Genomic DNA, 16567 nt, shown 5'->3' on the forward strand with positions numbered 1-16567 from the left:
CGATTGGGATCACGTCGTTGACGTGTCCTCAAACGCAACGCATGTCGAGCGTGCCGTCGATGCTCTCGGAGCTCGGGTCGCACGCTGGACATACGTGTCCTCGGTTTCGGTGTACACGGACGAGCAGACGGTGGGGGCGGACGAGACATCGGCACAGCATCATCCGGCCCGCGCTGGCGACGCATATGACTACGCAGCGCAGAAGGTTGCGGCTGAGGACGCCGTCGCGAAGCTGGGGGAGCGCGCTCTCATCGTGCGCCCCGGTCTTATCGTCGGCCCCGGTGACCCCAGCGATCGATTCGGCTACTGGGCAGCGGCGTTCATGAGGGCAGGAGCAGAGCCCGTCTTGCTGCCTCCGCTTGAGGAGAGGCGTACGCAGGTAATCGACGTTGATGACCTCGCCGCATTCATCGTTATTGCAACAGCGAGCGGCGCGGTCAACGCGATCGGAGATGGGCTTCCGCTCGCAGAGATGCTCGGGTCAATCCGCGACGCCGCCGGACACACGGGCGCCACGATCGTCGCCGAAGACGACTGGCTCCTTGGTCAGAACGTCAAGTATTGGGCCGGAATGCGTTCCCTCCCGCTCTGGCTCCCCGCAGAGATGACAGGCTTCATGACGCGCTCAAACGCAGCATTCCATGCGAACGGCGGATCCCTTCGTCCTGTTGCGGAAACCATCCAGCGCGTTCTTGTCGATGAGCAGACGCGTGGTCTGGACCGTGTGCGCCGTGCCGGACTCACCAGAGCGGAGGAACGAGCTCTGGTGGACGCTCGCTAGACTTCGAACAGTGACACGGGGTGCCGCATCCGCGGCTGAGAGTAAACCCGTCGAACCTGATCTAGTTCGTACTAGCGAAGGGATGTCGCAATGAGCGATTTTCTGCGTCCTGATTCCACACTCGACCTTGCTGGCGCTGCCGGGAGCCTGCTTGAGGCGGTGAGAGAGACGCCACCACTGACCCATTGCATCACCAATGCGGTCGTGACGGGCTTCACCGCCAACGTGCTGTTGGCACTCGGTGCCGCTCCAGCGATGGTCGACATCGTGGGGGAGGCTGAGATGTTCGCCGGCGTCGCCTCCGGTCTGCTGATCAATCTGGGTACACCCACTCCAGAGCAGCGGGCGGCGAGCCTGGAAGCGGTGGATGGTGCCACCGCCGCTGGTACGCCGTGGGTGCTTGACCCTGTCGCCATCGGAGCCTTGCCTGTGCGCACCGCTCTCGCGCACCAGCTGGTCGAGCAGCGTCCGACCGCCATCAGGGGCAACGCATCGGAGATTCTCGCGCTCGCTGGGCTCAGCGCCGGCGGCCGCGGGGTCGATGCGACCGACACGACAGATGCCGCTGTGGATGCTGCTGCCGAGTTGGCGCACCGCACGGGGGGAGTCGTTGCTGTGTCTGGCCCCGTTGACTTCATTACGGATGGCGTACGGGTACTCTGCATTTCGAATGGACACGAGCTGCTGACCCGGGTGACAGGTGGGGGCTGCGCACTGGGGGCCGTCATGGCCGCCTTCCTCGGCGCAGCGACGACAACCGGGCATGACCCGTTTACCGCTGTCGCCTCCGCAAGCCTGGTCTATACGGTCGCAGCCGAGCGAGCAGCCACATCGCCCACCGGTCCAGGAACCTTCGCCGTCGCGCTGCTCGATGCCCTTGCCGCGGTGAGCCCTCAAGACGTGATCGCCGCGGCGCGTGTGGAAGGCGGCGCACTGTGAACGCTGATCTGTCGCTCTATCTCGTCACAGATGCGACGCTCTGCGGCGACCGCGGTGTCATCGAGACCGTTCGCCAAGCCGTAGACGGCGGAGTGCGCATCGTGCAACTGCGCGATAAGAAGGCAGCAGACGCCGAAACGGTCGAGCTGCTGTGTGCGCTTTCGCGAGTGATTGACGGCCGCGCATTGCTGGTTGTCAACGACCGGTTGGATGCCGCGATTGCCGCGCGTGCACGCGGTGCACGAATCGACGGCGTGCACCTCGGGCAGGGCGACGCATCGGTGCTGCAGGCGCGCGCGGCGCTCGGGCCGACAGCACTGATCGGCCTCACGGCGAACACGCCAGCGCACCTTGCGGCGGTGCAGGCACTCCCCGCCGGCACCGTCGACTACCTCGGGGTGGGGGTTATTCGTCCTACCGCCACGAAGGCAGATCATCCTGAGCCACTCGGAGTAGACGGATTCAGAGCCTTCGCGGCCAGCAGCACACTCCCGTGCGTGGCGATCGGCGGGGTCGGGATCGACGACACCGAGAGCCTGCGTGAGGCGGGTGCCGCTGGACTCGCTGTGGTCTCTGCGCTCTGCGCCTCGGAAGACCCCGCACAGACAGCACGGGAGTTTCGGCGTCGGTGGCGCCAGTGCGCCGTGCCTCGGGTGCTGAGTATCGCGGGGAGCGATCCATCTGGCGGGGCCGGTATCCAGGCCGACCTCAAGTCGATTGCGGCGAATGGAGGGTACGGCATGGCGGTCGTCACCGCGTTGACTGCCCAGAACACGCAGGGTGTGCGCGCGGTGCACATTCCCCCGACGGAGTTTCTTCGCACGCAACTCGATGCAGTGTCGGATGACATCGTGGTCGACGCGGTGAAGATTGGGATGCTGGCCGACGCCCACGTCATCCGCACGGTGCGGGAGTGGCTTGACGCTGTGCGCCCTTCGATTGTCGTGCTCGACCCGGTTATGGTCGCGACTTCGGGTGACCGACTGCTCGATGCGGATGCAGAGCGGGAACTGCATGGCCTTCTAGGACGTGCGACCCTGATTACCCCCAATCTTGCCGAGCTTACGGTGCTGTGCGGCCGTGACATTGACGGGTGGCCAGACGCGATCGCCGCGGCGCAGGAACTCGCTGTCGAAGTCGGAGCGATGGTGCTCGTCAAAGGAGGGCACCTCACCGGTGACGAGGCACCGGATGCGTTGATCGACCCTCGGCAAGCGGGGTACCAGGAATTCAACGGCGCACGCATCGAAACCGCGAACACACACGGCACAGGCTGTTCCCTCTCGTCTGCGCTGGCCACCCTGCTCGCATGCGGCGAAGAGCCGGCCGACGCCGTAGCGAGCGCGCGCGCGTGGCTACGCGAATCGATCAGCGCGGGAGATAAACTGAAAGTAGGACGCGGCCACGGGCCCGTCAGCCATTTCTCCGGGTTGTGGGCGCGCGGGGGCACGAAGACTCAGCCGACGCCGAGTGATCTCACCGCCGAATGGTGGCGCGGTATCGCCGATATTCGTGCGGACATCGATGAGCTGCCGTTCATTCGTGCGCTCGCCGATGGTTCGCTGGAAGAAGCCCCATTCCGGTTCTACCTGGCGCAAGACGCCCTCTACCTACGTGAGTATGCCCGCGTGCTGTCTGAAGCGGCGCGACTCGCCCCGACATCAGAGGAACAAGCGTTCTGGGCGCAGTCGGCGCAGGGGTCGATTGTCGGCGAGCTCGAACTCCATGCCTCCTGGTTGACACCAGCACATTCGAGACCAGCACATTCGAGACCAGCACAGGGGGTGCGCGCCGAGACGTTCGCCGCGGAACCAGGATCAGCAACGACTGCCTATCTCGATCATCTACGTTCCGTGGCGTTCGGAGGGGATTATGCCGAGATTGTCGCCGCGGTACTGCCGTGCTTCTGGCTTTACACCGACCTCGGACGACGCCTCCACGCGGGAGAGTTCGGCGACTATGCGCGCGACCCTCTGCATCCCTACGCTTCGTGGCTCTCGACCTACGCTGATCCCGCGTTCGAGGAAGCCACCGAGCGCGCCATGAGTTACGCCGCGCACGCTGCCGTCAGCGCAGACACCGACACGAGGGTTCGCATGCGGCGCGCATTCGACGCGTCGAGCGCGCATGAACGTGCTTTCTTTGCCGCGCCGATGGGCGCTCCTCTGCCGTGACGACACCGCCGATTTGCGGATGTGTTGGCGTGCGCGCTACTGTCACGGCATGCCTTCGGCCGCAACCGCTTCTCCGACACTCGCTCTGAGTGTCATTGCTGTGCGCCGACGCCGCGGCCGCCGATCGTAGGCGACCCCTGCCTCCTGTCTACGTGCGCGTAGCGGTGGAGTGCCGGTGTCGCCGCCTCCGGCCCCGACCCCGGTCCTCCCTTGGAGGAAGGCCCCGACCGTTAAGGTAGAAGCATGACGTATTCCGTCGCCGTATCTGGCGCATCCGGCTACGCAGGCGGCGAGATTCTGCGCCTCCTCGCCGATCATCCCGACATTGAAATCCGCACAGTTACCGCGCATTCGAATGCCGGACAGCCGCTGATCGACCATCAGCCGCACCTGCGCTCGCTTTCCCATCTCACCCTGCAAGACACGACACCGCAGATTCTTTCCGGACATGATGTCGTGTTCCTCGCACTGCCGCACGGACAATCGGGGCAGTACACCGATGCGCTCGATGACGCGCCCCTCGTCATCGATGCCGGCGCTGACCACCGCCTCACCTCAGAGTCAGCATGGGACTCGTTCTACGGTGGTCTCTTTCACGAGCCGTGGACATACGGTGTTCCCGAGCTGATCGTCGGTGCAGGAAAGCAACGTGAGATTCTTCGCGGCGCTACACGTATTGCGGCCCCTGGGTGCAATGCCTCCACGGTGAGCCTCAGCCTTGCGCCCGGAGTCGCTGCCGGGGTGATTGACCCCTCAGACATCGTCTCTGTGCTTGCGGTCGGCCCCTCTGGCGCCGGAAGGAGCCTCAAAGCAAACCTGCTAGGCAGCGAACTTCTCGGCACGGCGAACCCCTATGCAGTGGGGGGAACACACAGGCACATCCCCGAGATTCGACAGGCGCTCGCCGCAGCGTCGGGCGCAGACGCAGACAGTATTCGCATCTCGTTCACGCCGGTTCTCGTGCCGATGTCTCGCGGTATTCTCGCGACTTCGACGGCTCCGATTGTCGAGGGAGTAACGGATGCGCAGATCCGCGATGCGTGGCAGAGCGCGTACGGCGAAGAGACCTTCGTGCAGTTGCTGCCGGACGGGCGCTTCCCCCGCACAGCCGACGTGCTGGGCGCCAACACGGCACTCATCGGGCTCGCTATCGATCGAGCAGCAAACCGGGTGACGGTTGTCACAGCCGTCGACAACCTCGTTAAGGGCACCGCAGGCGCTGCCATTCAATCCATGAACATCGCGCTCGGGCTCCCAGAGTCCCGCGCCCTCTCAGTGAACGGAGTTGCGCCGTGAGCGTCACCGCCCCCGCAGGATTCGAAGCGGCCGGTGTTGCCGCAGGACTCAAGTCCACCGGTAAGCCAGACGTCGCCGTCGTCGTCAACCGCGGTCCGCGCAAGGTCGGCGCTGCCGTCTTCACCAGCAACCGCGCGAAGGCCAATCCGATTATCTGGTCGCAGCAAGCTGTGGCGGACCGGATCGTGGAAGCTGTCGTGCTCAACTCCGGAGGAGCGAACTGCTTCACAGGGGCCTTCGGTTTTCAAACCACGCACCAGACTGCCGAAAAGGCCGCAGAGCTTCTCGGGGTGAGTGCGGGTGACGTGCTCATCTGCTCGACAGGGCTCATTGGTACCGGCGACGAAGCGTTCCGCGCCAAGGTTCTCGACGGGACGGAGCAGGCCATCGCTGCCCTCAGCGTCGATGGCGGAGATCACGCAGCAGAAGCGATCATGACCACCGACACTGTGGCAAAGATGGCCGTGGTCACTCACGGTGGGTGGACCATCGGCGGGATGGCAAAGGGAGCAGGAATGCTGGCCCCCGGTCTTGCCACGATGCTTGTCGTGATCACCACCGACGCTGTGCTGGAGCCACTGCAGGCAGACGAGGTACTGCGCCGCGCCACAGGCAAGACTTTTGACCGCCTGGATTCCGACGGCTGCATGTCGACCAACGATCAGGTCACTCTGCTCGCAAACGGTGCGTCCGAAGTCGTGCCAGATCTCGAAGAGTTCGCGGAGGCTCTGACCGGTCTCTGCCAAGAGCTGGCGCTCAAGCTTCAGGGCGATGCCGAAGGTGCGGGCCACGACATCACGATCGAGGTGCAGCATGCCGTCTCTGAGCAGGAGGCTGTGGAGGTCGGTAGGTCCGTCGCGCGCAACAACCTCTTCAAGGCAGCAATCTTCGGCAACGATCCAAACTGGGGTCGCGTGCTCGCGGCCATCGGTACCACGAGCGCACAGTTTGATCCATACGACGTTGACGTCTGGATGAACGGCGTCCGTGTCTGCACGCAGGGAGGGCCAGACCGACCGCGCGAAGAAGTAGACCTGACAGCTCGTGCCACACACCTCATCATCGATTTGAAGGTGGGGGAGTCCACAGCGACCGTGCTCACCAACGACCTCACCCATGATTACGTGCACGAGAACAGCGCGTACGCCTCATGACCGACATCCAGGACACCACCCCAGACATTGCGGCGCAGAAGGCGACCACGCTGATCGAGTCATTGCCATGGCTCAAAAAGTTCCGTGACCAGATCGTCGTCGTCAAGTACGGCGGCAACGCGATGGTCTCTGACGAATTGCAGGAAGCGTTCGCGCAAGACATCGCCTACCTTCGATACGTCGGTGTGCTGCCCGTCGTGGTGCACGGTGGAGGACCGCAGATCTCCGACATGCTGCAGCGGTTAGAGATACCCAGCGAGTTCAAGGGCGGCTATCGCGTTACCAACACCGAAGCGATCAGCGTCGTGCGGATGGTCCTCACCGGCCAGGTGAACCCGCAGCTCGTGACGAAGATCAACTCGCACGGTCCGATCGCCACCGGCCTCAGCGGCGAAGACGCAGGTCTTTTCGGCGGTCGTCGCCGCGGCGTCATGATCGACGGTGAAGAAGTAGATCTCGGGCGGGTAGGAGACGTCGTCGAGGTCGATCCCACCCCGGTACTTGACCACCTTGCGGCTGGTCGTATTCCTGTGGTGTCAAGCATCGCCCCCGACCTGGACAACCCAGGGCACTCACTCAACGTCAACGCCGATGCGGCCGCCGCAGCTCTCGCGGTGGCGCTGAACGCACGCAAGCTGGTGATCCTCACTGACGTTCCAGGGCTCTACGCCAACTGGCCGAACCGGGACTCGCTCGTTTCGCACCTGACCTCAGACGCGCTGATCGAGATGCTGCCGAAGCTGGAGTCGGGAATGATTCCCAAAATGCGCGCGTGCCTCGATGCCGTAGAGGGTGGGGTCGACGCTGGTGCCATTATCGACGGCCGCGTCCCGCACTCCGTGCTCGTGGAGCTCTTCACCAGCAAAGGAATCGGAACTCAAGTGGTTCTCGGAAAGAAAGAGGTGACGGCATGACCGTCTGGCAGGAAGATGCCGCACGCGATCTCGTGCTCAATGGAGGCGACCGGTTGGCCCTCCTCGTTCGCGGCGAAGGATCGTACCTGTGGGACGCGGATGGGCGACGTCACCTCGACTTCCTCGCAGGGATCGCCGTCACGTCGCTGGGACACGCTCACCCCGCATTCGTGAAAGCAGTGTCGGAGCAGGCGGCGACCCTTTCGCACGTCTCGAACTACTTCGCGACCCCGCCGCAGCTTGCGCTCGCCGCACGGCTCAAGCGACTCGCCGGCGCGGGAATCGAAGGGCGAGTATTCTTCTCCAACTCCGGCGCCGAAGCGAACGAGGCAGCGTTCAAACTCGCCCGTCTGCACGGCGGAACAGAACGTCCGCGCATTCTTGCGCTCGACAACGCCTTCCACGGTCGCACGATGGGGTCGCTCGCGATGACCTCGAAAGCATCGATGCGTGCACCGTTTGAGCCGATGCCCGGTGGTGTGGAGCACATCCCCGCCACGATCGAAGCACTCGAAGCGGCGATGGACGACCGCGTAGCTGCGGTGATCGTCGAGCCTATTCAAGGAGAAGCGGGTGTTGTCGAGCTACCAGAGGGCTACCTTTCCGCCGCTCGCTCGCTGACGCTCGCGCATGGCGCGCTTCTCATCGTCGACGAAATTCAGACAGGCGCAGGGCGAACCGGAAAGTGGTTCGGCTTCAGCCACGATGGGATCACGCCAGACGCCATCACCCTCGCGAAAGGGATCGGCGGCGGTTTCCCCATCGGCGCTCTAGTGACGTATGGGGCGGCAAGCGCGCTCTTTACCCCCGGGTCCCACGGCTCGACTTTCGGCGGAAATCCGCTCGCAACGGCCGTTGCCAACGCCGTGTTGGCCGAGATCGAGAACGCAGGGTTGGTCGACAACGCCGCCCAGCGCGGTGCGGAACTGCGTGAGTTGGTCGACGCGCTCGACTCACCACTTATCAGCGGGGTGCGCGGACGCGGCCTCCTGATCGGGGTCGCACTGACAGAACCTGTCGCCGGTGCTGTCGTTGCCGCGGCGCAGGAGCGCGGCCTTATTATCAACGCCGCCAATCCTTCGACGGTGCGGATCGCACCGGCACTCAACATCGGCGATGCCGAGCTGGCGGAGTTCCGCGAGATTTTCACGGCGTCACTCGCCGACGTCCAGGCATCTGTTTTTGGAAAGGTAACCGCATGACCCGCCACCTGTTGCGTGACGACGATCTGACCCCTGCCGAGCAGGCGGAGGTGCTCGATCTGGCGGTCGAGCTCAAGAAGGACCGCTGGGCTGACAAAAGCCTTGCAGGCCCGAAGACCGTCGCCGTCATCTTCGACAAGTCGTCGACCCGCACGCGGGTCTCTTTTGCAGTCGGCATTGCCGATCTCGGCGGCTCGCCTCTGATTATCTCCACGGCGAGCAGCCAGCTGGGGGGCAAAGAGACGCCGTCCGACACCGCTCGGGTACTCGAGCGCCAGGTGGCGGCCATTGTGTGGCGCACCTATGCGCAGGCGGGGCTCGAGGAGATGGCTGCGGGTACGCGTGTGCCGGTCATCAATGCACTGTCTGACGACTTTCACCCCTGCCAGCTCCTCGCTGACCTGCTCACCATCCGGGAGCACAAGGGGGAGTTGAAGGGACTCACACTCACGTTCTTCGGCGACGGCCAGAGCAACATGGCGCACTCCTACGCGCTCGCCGGTGTGACTGCTGGCATGCATGTGCGCATCGCCTCGCCGGCAGACTATGCCCCTCGCGCAGATGTCATCGAGGCGGCGGCTCGTCGTGCGGCTGAGACGGGCGGTTCGATCACGCTGAGCTCAGATCCCGTCGAGGCAGCCGCAGGTGCGGATGTTGTCGTTACGGACACCTGGGTGTCGATGGGTAAAGAAGAAGAAAAGCTGGCACGCATTCGTGACCTCGGCGACTACAAGGTCACCTCGGACACGATGAAGCTGGCTGATCCTGAAGCCATTTTCATCCACTGCCTTCCTGCTGATCGTGGGTACGAAGTTGACTCCGCTGTCATCGACGGACCGCAGAGCGTGGTCTGGGACGAAGCAGAAAACCGGCTGCACGCGCAGAAGGCTCTGCTGGTGTGGCTTCTCGGCAAGGAGGACGCGTGATGAGCGAACAGGCACATGAGGGCACGAACGAGGGCGCACTCTGGGGGGCGCGCTTCGCGACGGGGCCGTCGCCGGAACTCGTAGAGCTCAGCCGCTCAACCCACTTCGACTGGATTCTTGCGCCGTACGACATCGCCGGATCGCATGCGCATGCCAAAGCCCTGGAAGCTGCTGGCTACCTCGAACCCGACGAGGCGCAGCAGATGCATGCGGGGCTGGATGCCGTGGCGCGCAAGGTCGCCGATGGAACGCTGCTGCCGATGCCCACAGATGAAGATGTGCACGGCGCTCTAGAGCAGGCGTTGATCGCTGAGCTCGGGCCTGAACTCGGGGGTCGCCTTCGCGCTGGTCGCAGCCGCAACGATCAGATCGCCACTCTGGTGCGCATGTACTTGATCGACCATGCGCGGGTGATCGCCCGTGACATCCTCCGCGTGATCGATGCGTTGGTCGCGCAAGCAGAGGCGCATCCTGACGCGATCCTCCCTGGACGCACTCACCTGCAGCACGCACAGCCCGTGCTGCTTGCCCATCACCTGCAGGCGCATGGCTGGCCGTTGGTGCGCGAGCTGGAACGCCTCGTCGATTGGCGTCGTCGTGCGGGTGTTTCACCCTACGGTGGCGGAGCGTTGGCTGGTTCGACGCTCGGTCTCGACCCTGCACTTGTCGCCAAGGAGCTCGGTCTCGATCGCCCAGCAGAAAACTCTCTCGACGGCACTGCCGCGCGTGATGTGGTGGCAGAGTTCACGTTCATCACGGCCATGACCGGTGTCGACCTTTCGCGCCTGTCAGAAGAGATCATTCTCTGGAACACGCGCGAATTCGGCTTTGTGACCCTTGATGATGGCTACTCCACAGGTTCCAGCATCATGCCGCAGAAAAAGAATCCCGACATCGCCGAGCTCGCTCGGGGTAAATCTGGTCGCCTCATTGGCAACCTTTCCGGTTTGATGGCCACCCTCAAGGGGCTTCCGCTCGCATACAACCGCGATCTGCAGGAAGACAAGGAGCCGGTTTTTGACTCGGTGCAGACCCTCGAAGTTGTGCTTCCGGCATTCGCTGGCATGGTCGCGACCCTGAGGTTCAACACCGAACGCATGGCCGCGCTGGCTCCGGAGGGTTTCTCGCTGGCGACGGATGTGGCCGAGTGGCTCGTCAAACGTCGGGTGCCTTTCCGTGATGCTCATGAGATTTCGGGTGCACTCGTGCGCGCCTGTGAAGAGCAGGGGATCGGACTGGAAGACGCTTCAGACGAGCTGTTGCTTTCAGTGTCGCCGCATCTCGTCTCCGAGGTGCGGGAGGTGCTCACCATCGAGGGGTCTGTCGCTTCTCGGATGGGAGTGGGCGGCACTGCCCCGATCCGCGTGACAGAGCAGCGAGCCGAACTCGTGGCTCGCGCCCAGGCTGCGGCTCACGCACTGGGACTCTAATTCTGTTCGGCGGCCGATTGCCTGCATTCAATGCAGTGCGGTGTCGGCCGCCGACCTCTCCCATCGGGTGAAGTGCACAGTAAGGCCTGCACGAGTGGGGGCCGCAGCAAAAGGGCCAGCAAAGACGGCGGCGTCACCGTCGAACGGGGCCACACGCACCAGTCGCCACGGTTCATCGGCGGCGCGGGCGCGTACGACCAGCGAGTCAGCCCAGCGGCTCACCCGCACCGTGATCTCGTGCTCGCGCCACTGATCCACTTGGCCGACAGACCAGTCAGATTTCCCTGCGGTCACCACTGCACCGAGTCCGAGGTGCCCGTCGGCATATTCGACTCCGGTTTTCGCCCAGTGCTCCGCGTCGATCCGCACGAAGAGGCCGGCCTGGTCGAACTCGCCTTCCCATGCCGCATGGAATGTGACTTCCATGGCTTCGCCAACGGCAAGGGGCGCGAGGAGAGCAGGGGCAGAGTCGTGCACGAATCCGTAGGCAGTATGACGCCAGGCGTCGCTTCCCTCCGCCACGGTGACCTCGAGGGCCCCGTTTCCTTCCGAGTTGCTCTGTACAGCGGCTGGCGGATGGACCCAGGTCCCATCGGACCACGAGATGATGCACGTTTCAGGCATAACTCCACCATATAGCCACTCAGGGAATAACCTCAAACATATTCCTGATATGGTTATGCGATGGTCATCGCCGTTCTCGCAGATATCGTCGGCTCTCGACAGCTTGAGGATCGTCCGAATGCGCAGCGCGTGCTCGATGACACCATCGCGAGAGTCGAGACGGATCTCCCACTCGCAAAGCATCCGCTCACACCCACGGTGGGTGATGAACAGCAGGGGGTCTATGGCGACCTCGAAAGCGCCATGATCTCTCTCTTGATGGTGCAACTGCGGCTACCAGATGGGATCGCTTTCCGTTTCGGTATCGGAGTGGGGGAGGTGCGCTCCGTCGAATCCATACATGGGGAACTCGCCGACGGCCCTGGATGGTACGCCGCTAGAGCCGCCATCGAGGCGGTCCAGGCCCGCGAGCGGCGAGCAATGCCGCGAACTCGCACATGGATTGTCGGTGCCCCTGAGCAAAATGAAGTGGGGGAGAGCATGATCGTTGCATCAAACGCCTACCTCCTCGTACGTGACGAACTGGTGGGGGCAATGAACGAACGCGAACGGCGGCTGACCTACGGTCGGCTCATCGGCAGGTCGCAGCAAGAGCTCGCGGACGAAGAGGGTATTACGCAGCCCAGTGTCTCCAAATCGCTGCGTAGCGCGGGTGCCGCCGCTCTCATCGAGGGTGTCGCCGTGCTCCGAGGGGCGCTCGCGTGATCGTCGCGGGCTTTATTCTCCTGGCGGTTGGCGCCGCAGATCTTGTGCGCCAGTTCGCGCCTCGACGATGGATCGGTTACCTCACAGTCGCCGTGACTCTGCTCCTCCTCGGCAGTGTCGGAGACGCCCTCCTGCCGATGTTGATCTCGCTGGTTGTGGGAGCGCTGTGGGTGTGGGGCATGCCGGCCGACCGGCCAGCGCCGTTGGGGTTTTGGCCTGCTGTGCTTCTGGGAGTGCTGTGCATCGGCGCAGTGGTCTTTGTTGAGGCCCGAGCAGACGCAGGCCTGATTGGCTCGGTGTGGCAACTGCGTTCACCGTTCGGCGAGGTGCCTTTCGACCTTGCGATGCTCACTCTCGGGGCCGGGGTCTTTCTCCTCGAATCGTCGAATCTCGTGGTGCGGGCGGCGCTCGACGGCGAACACACCTGGCGCCCGACACTGTCGCCCGACGAATCAGCTGCGCCCAAATCAGCTGCCACCGATGAGCCAGCTGTGGCCGATACAGGCGACGGTTTCAAGGGCGGACGCCTGATCGGACCGTTGGAGCGAATCCTTGTGCTGATCCTTACGCTCGCCATGGCCTACCCAATTCTGGCGGCGATGTTGGCAGCGAAGGGCATTGTGCGCTTCCCCGAAATCTCCCGCGATGGGAAGACCGGTGCACGTGCGGAGTACTTCCTTGTCGGCAGTCTCGTCAGCTGGGTGATCGCCCTCGGATCCGCCTTCCTTGTCTGGTGGGCAGCGCACAGTTGAGGTGCATCACGCTGATAGCCTGGGAAGCGTGCCAACTCCCGCTTTGACGACCGCATCCCAGGCGATCGATCCCACGTTCGAGAACGTATGGGACGAACTGGTGTGGCGTGGTCTAGTCCATGTGTCCACTGACCAGGAGGCGCTCCGCGCCCTGCTCGCGGGAGACCCGATTACGTACTACTGCGGGTTCGATCCGACGGCTCCTAGCCTGCACCTCGGCAACCTGGTGCAACTCCTCACGCTCCGTCGTATTCAGCTTGCCGGGCACAAGCCCCTGGGGCTTGTTGGCGGTTCGACCGGCTTGATTGGTGACCCGCGGCCCACCGCAGAACGCACGCTGAACACTCCAGAGACAGTCGAAGAGTGGGTGGGGCGCCTGCGCACGCAGGTCGAGCGTTACCTCAGCTTCGAAGGTGACAACGCAGCGCGCATCGTGAACAACCTTGACTGGACGGCCCCGCTGAGCGCGATCGACTTCCTGCGCGAAGTCGGCAAGTACTTCCGGGTCGGCACCATGCTGAAGAAGGATGCGGTCGCGGCCAGGCTGAACTCCGACGAGGGAATCAGTTACACCGAGTTCAGCTACCAAATTCTGCAGGGTATGGACTTCCTTGAGCTGTACCGCCAATACGACTGTGTTTTGCAGACCGGCGGGTCTGACCAGTGGGGAAACCTCACCAGCGGAACCGAGCTGATCCGGCGCTCCGAGGGAGCGTCTGTGCACGCCATCGGTACCCCGTTGATCACGAACAGTGACGGCACCAAGTTCGGCAAAAGTGAGGGCAACGCGATCTGGCTTGATGCCGAGATGTGCAGCCCGTACCGCATGTACCAGTTCTGGTTGAGCACAGCGGACGCCGACGTTGTCAGTCGGCTGAAAGTATTCACGTTCCTCAGCAAGGCAGAGATCGAAGAGTACGAAGCGCTCGTAGAAGCCGAGCCGTTCCGCCGCGCCGCCCAGAAGCGTCTTGCGCTGGAGGTAGTGGCGACCGTGCACGGGATCGATGCCGCTGCGGCGGTTATCGCCGCGTCCGATGCACTATTCGGTCAGGGTGATCTCACCGCCCTCGATGCCGGCACGCTCCGCACCGCGTTGGAAGAACTTCCGAACGCAACCGTCACCCCCGGAACTTCGATCGTGGAGGCGCTGGTCGCAACCAATCTTGTGTCCAGCCTCTCTGAAGCGAGACGAGCAATCACTCAGGGTGGTGTCAGTCTCGACGGCGAACGTGTAGACGATGAGACCACCACGGTGCAGGGGAGCCTCCCCGGTGGTGTGTCGGTGCTTCGACGCGGCAAGAAGACTCTTGCCGGAGTCTTCATCGGCTAATCACTAGGCCAATGCCGTTCACACCTAGCCACGCCGTTATCGCGTTGCCTTTTGTGCGTACGCCACTGGTACCTGCGGCGATCGCTATCGGCGCGATGACACCGGACCTTCCGTTGTTCGTTCGTGGCATCGGTCTGAACTACGCGTTCACCCACACGCTGAGCAACGTTTTGTGGACATCGTTGCTGGCATTCGCACTTTTTCTGTTGTGGCGCACGGTGCTGCGACCAGCTGTGCCCGAACTCGCCCCACCGGCGCTGTCGCGCAAGATTCCAGAGGAGTGGAGCCAGCGAGGTGTGGCGGCGGCACGCTCCGCAGTGGGGGTCGGTGAAAAGTCGTCGTACCCGGGTCTTCTGGCGGTGTCTTTCCTGATTGGCGTGGTCTCGCACATTGTCTGGGATCTGTTTACCCACGAGGGGCGCTGGGGAGTGCAGGTGCTTCCGATCCTCGACGAGATGTGGGGTCCGCTCCCCGGATTCAAGTGGCTTCAATACGGGTCGAGCATCGTCGGACTTGCGATCCTGGGGATGTGGGCCTGGCGCTGGCTTCGTCGTCGCACCCCTCGACGCGATACAACGTCGGCGCTTGCGCAAAGCGTCCGCATCGCCTGGTGGGTTTCACTGCCGGTGTTGCTCGTCGCGGCGTGGTGCTGGGGTCTTGTCGCACTGGGGCCTCTTGACGCGGACTTCACGTTCAGACATCTTGCGTATCGCGTCTTGCCGCCAGCATGTGCAGTGTGGGGAGTGGGCACCTTGCTGCTCTGTGTCGTGCTGCTGTTTCGTAACCGGCGTCACCAGGCAGGCTGATCCGCTCCCCAGAGATGCGGGGCAGCGAACTCGTACAAGGGCAGCGCAGGGCGCGCGGTGACGAGGGTTTTGCCATCGACATCGAAGCGTTGGAGATGCGGTCCCACCTCAAAATCGGGATACACCTGCGGCTCAGCTAGACGAGGTAGCCCCAGCAATTCAGCCGCAATCCTCCTGAGGGAAACGCGCACCAGCCCACCGCGACCGTTATCCGTGCGGCGCAGGAGCAAGCTCGTCAACGCGGCTGCAAGCAGGTACCCCGCGCTGTGATCGAGCGCCTGGGCTGGTAATGCTCCGGGGGAGTGCCCATCGGGGGACTCGATCATCGCGATTCCGGACTCCGCCTGCACAAGACTGTCGAAGCCAGCGCGCTCGGGCTCCGCTGCGCCCCAGGCGCTCAACTCCGCCACGACTAGTGCGGGGTACTGCTCTCGCAACAATTCGGCAGTGAGTCCCAGTCGCTGCAGTGCGGCTGGGCGGTATCCGAGCACGACGGCATCGGCGCGCTCCAGGAGTTCACGCATCCGAGTAGACCGAGCATCGAGCAACGCTGAACGCTTCCCGTGTCCGGTATCGAAGTGCTGCCACTCCGGTTCGGGCAACGAAGGAGGATCGATCCGCAGAACATCGGCGCCGAGAAGAGCGAGGGTGCGAGTGCAAACGGGGCCAGCGATTACCCGGGTGAGGTCGAGCACGCGCATCCCGCTGAGGGAGCGTGGCGTTCGGAGGGACTGCTCCGTCGGGGTGATCTCGACGATCGGGTGCTCGCGAAACGCGTGATCGACGGCTGGATTCTCTTCCCTGACTTCCACAACCAGACCACCAGCAGCCGTGATGCCGGTGATTGCCTCAGCCGTGGTTCGGTCTTCGAGACTGTTCCGCACGAGAGAGGCGTCGGCGTCCGAGCCAAGGTGCAAGCCGGCACGCAGTGCTGCGGCGTGGTGTGGATAGTTTCCGTGGGTGCGTACCCAACCATCGTTGGTGCGCCAGAACCCGGAAACCGGAGACCAAACCGAGGGTGCGGTTCCATCGATCGTGAGGAACCTGTCGCTGCGGTACGCGGTTGCGATGCGAGCGGAGCTCAACGCTGCGGGGGAGTCCCCTGCGGCAATTGCCACTGCAGCCACACTCGCCCACGCCAATTCGGAGGTCGCGAGGCATGACGACAGCGGCACGGGATGTGGGGATGCACGCAGTTCCTCCTGCACGGTGAGACCGAGTTCGTCGCAGATGCGACGGAGAAGAGAGACAGCCGTAGACATGGCGCGATCGTACGCCGAAGGGGCCTTTGAGACGAAAACTGCCCCTGTCCAGGTGGAATCCAAATCCAGCAGCTAACGACACGCCCGGGCAGTGTGGCTCGATTTGCCAGAACCCCTGGATCCGCGTAACTTATTACTTGTTCGCCCCACAGGGAAGCGGAGGAGCCGAGAGCTTCACCCCCCTCAAGCGGAGAACCACTCCCAATCTTCTCTCATTTGAGAGTTCGGACGTTTGCGTCTAGGGTTGGGATTCCACCTCTTCTGTTGCTGTC

General features: G+C 63.5%; 15 protein-coding genes and 1 riboswitch. Of the genes, 13 read left to right on the forward strand and 2 right to left on the reverse strand.

Annotated elements, in window-relative coordinates:
* Window positions 1–22: 22 nt before the first annotated feature.
* The 9 genes from AB0O87_RS14155 to argH all read left to right on the forward strand — a co-directional run bounded on the left by AB0O87_RS14155 (window position 23) and on the right by argH (window position 10816).
* Window positions 23–781 carry an NAD-dependent epimerase/dehydratase family protein gene (locus tag AB0O87_RS14155; protein WP_363517344.1) on the forward strand — a complete coding sequence of 253 codons (759 nt, stop codon included), beginning with the start codon at window positions 23–25 and terminating at the stop codon, window positions 779–781.
* Between the two features lie 6 nt (window positions 782–787).
* Window positions 788–881, forward strand: a riboswitch (TPP riboswitch).
* Complete coding sequence (gene thiM / locus AB0O87_RS14160; RefSeq protein WP_363517347.1) at window positions 872–1720, forward strand: hydroxyethylthiazole kinase; 849 nt, start codon at window positions 872–874, stop codon at window positions 1718–1720. Its footprint overlaps the riboswitch before it by 10 nt.
* Window positions 1717–3894, forward strand: a complete 2178-nt coding sequence (locus tag AB0O87_RS14165; RefSeq protein WP_363517350.1) for a bifunctional hydroxymethylpyrimidine kinase/phosphomethylpyrimidine kinase — start codon at window positions 1717–1719, stop codon at window positions 3892–3894. The genes thiM and AB0O87_RS14165 overlap by 4 nt, the downstream gene beginning before the upstream one ends.
* A gap of 243 nt (window positions 3895–4137) precedes the next feature.
* Window positions 4138–5190, forward strand: a complete 1053-nt coding sequence (gene argC / locus AB0O87_RS14170; RefSeq protein ID WP_363517353.1) for an N-acetyl-gamma-glutamyl-phosphate reductase — start codon at window positions 4138–4140, stop codon at window positions 5188–5190.
* Window positions 5187–6344, forward strand: a complete 1158-nt coding sequence (argJ, locus tag AB0O87_RS14175; protein WP_363517356.1) for a bifunctional glutamate N-acetyltransferase/amino-acid acetyltransferase ArgJ — start codon at window positions 5187–5189, stop codon at window positions 6342–6344. The genes argC and argJ overlap by 4 nt, the downstream gene beginning before the upstream one ends.
* Window positions 6341–7258, forward strand: coding sequence for an acetylglutamate kinase (argB, locus tag AB0O87_RS14180; protein ID WP_363517359.1), 918 nt, complete (start codon window positions 6341–6343; stop codon window positions 7256–7258). The genes argJ and argB overlap by 4 nt, the downstream gene beginning before the upstream one ends.
* Window positions 7255–8460 (forward strand): acetylornithine transaminase, encoded by a 1206-nt coding sequence (locus tag AB0O87_RS14185; RefSeq protein ID WP_363517362.1) that lies wholly within the window; start codon window positions 7255–7257, stop codon window positions 8458–8460. The genes argB and AB0O87_RS14185 overlap by 4 nt, the downstream gene beginning before the upstream one ends.
* Window positions 8457–9386, forward strand: a complete 930-nt coding sequence (gene argF / locus AB0O87_RS14190) for an ornithine carbamoyltransferase (RefSeq protein WP_363517365.1) — start codon at window positions 8457–8459, stop codon at window positions 9384–9386. Before AB0O87_RS14185 ends, argF begins: the two co-directional genes overlap by 4 nt.
* The gene (argH, locus tag AB0O87_RS14195) at window positions 9386–10816 is read left to right on the forward strand and encodes an argininosuccinate lyase (protein WP_363517368.1); all 1431 of its coding nucleotides are present in this window, start codon (window positions 9386–9388) and stop codon (window positions 10814–10816) included. The genes argF and argH overlap by 1 nt, the downstream gene beginning before the upstream one ends.
* A gap of 27 nt (window positions 10817–10843) precedes the next feature.
* Here argH and AB0O87_RS14200 read toward each other — a convergent pair whose 3' ends face one another.
* Window positions 10844–11440, reverse strand: coding sequence for a DUF1349 domain-containing protein (locus tag AB0O87_RS14200; protein WP_363517371.1), 597 nt, complete (start codon window positions 11438–11440; stop codon window positions 10844–10846).
* Between the two features lie 60 nt (window positions 11441–11500).
* Here AB0O87_RS14200 and AB0O87_RS14205 point away from each other — a divergent pair, with 60 nt between their 5' ends.
* From AB0O87_RS14205 to AB0O87_RS14220, 4 genes are read left to right on the forward strand one after another with little or no spacing between them, the layout of a single operon-like run.
* Window positions 11501–12145, forward strand: a complete 645-nt coding sequence (locus AB0O87_RS14205) for a SatD family protein (RefSeq protein ID WP_363517374.1) — start codon at window positions 11501–11503, stop codon at window positions 12143–12145.
* Window positions 12142–12897 (forward strand): hypothetical protein, encoded by a 756-nt coding sequence (locus AB0O87_RS14210; RefSeq protein ID WP_363517376.1) that lies wholly within the window; start codon window positions 12142–12144, stop codon window positions 12895–12897. The genes AB0O87_RS14205 and AB0O87_RS14210 overlap by 4 nt, the downstream gene beginning before the upstream one ends.
* Before the next feature lie 28 nt (window positions 12898–12925).
* Window positions 12926–14227 carry a tyrosine--tRNA ligase gene (gene tyrS / locus AB0O87_RS14215; RefSeq protein WP_363517379.1) on the forward strand — a complete coding sequence of 434 codons (1302 nt, stop codon included), beginning with the start codon at window positions 12926–12928 and terminating at the stop codon, window positions 14225–14227.
* An 11-nt stretch (window positions 14228–14238) separates the two neighbouring features.
* On the forward strand, window positions 14239–15033 hold the full coding sequence (locus AB0O87_RS14220; RefSeq protein ID WP_363517382.1) for a DUF4184 family protein: 795 nt from the start codon (window positions 14239–14241) through the stop codon (window positions 15031–15033).
* Here the strand turns inward: AB0O87_RS14220 and AB0O87_RS14225 are convergent.
* On the reverse strand, window positions 15018–16295 hold the full coding sequence (locus tag AB0O87_RS14225; protein WP_363517385.1) for a CoA transferase: 1278 nt from the start codon (window positions 16293–16295) through the stop codon (window positions 15018–15020). The two genes, AB0O87_RS14220 and AB0O87_RS14225, sit on opposite strands and share 16 nt — an antisense overlap.
* Window positions 16296–16567: the final 272 nt, after the last annotated feature.

This window comes from Microbacterium sp. NPDC076768 (assembly GCF_040687205.1).
Taxonomy (GTDB): domain Bacteria; phylum Actinomycetota; class Actinomycetes; order Actinomycetales; family Microbacteriaceae; genus Microbacterium.

Coding starts and splice junctions, on each gene's coding strand:
- AB0O87_RS14200 (WP_363517371.1), bottom strand. CDS start 11,440: ATGCCTGAAACGTGCATCATCTCGTGGTCCGATGGGACCTGGGTCCAT.
- argB (WP_363517359.1), top strand. CDS start 6,341: ATGACCGACATCCAGGACACCACCCCAGACATTGCGGCGCAGAAGGCG.
- argF (WP_363517365.1), top strand. CDS start 8,457: ATGACCCGCCACCTGTTGCGTGACGACGATCTGACCCCTGCCGAGCAG.
- AB0O87_RS14205 (WP_363517374.1), top strand. CDS start 11,501: ATGGTCATCGCCGTTCTCGCAGATATCGTCGGCTCTCGACAGCTTGAG.
- AB0O87_RS14220 (WP_363517382.1), top strand. CDS start 14,239: ATGCCGTTCACACCTAGCCACGCCGTTATCGCGTTGCCTTTTGTGCGT.
- thiM (WP_363517347.1), top strand. CDS start 872: ATGAGCGATTTTCTGCGTCCTGATTCCACACTCGACCTTGCTGGCGCT.
- argC (WP_363517353.1), top strand. CDS start 4,138: ATGACGTATTCCGTCGCCGTATCTGGCGCATCCGGCTACGCAGGCGGC.
- AB0O87_RS14225 (WP_363517385.1), bottom strand. CDS start 16,295: ATGTCTACGGCTGTCTCTCTTCTCCGTCGCATCTGCGACGAACTCGGT.
- argH (WP_363517368.1), top strand. CDS start 9,386: ATGAGCGAACAGGCACATGAGGGCACGAACGAGGGCGCACTCTGGGGG.
- AB0O87_RS14185 (WP_363517362.1), top strand. CDS start 7,255: ATGACCGTCTGGCAGGAAGATGCCGCACGCGATCTCGTGCTCAATGGA.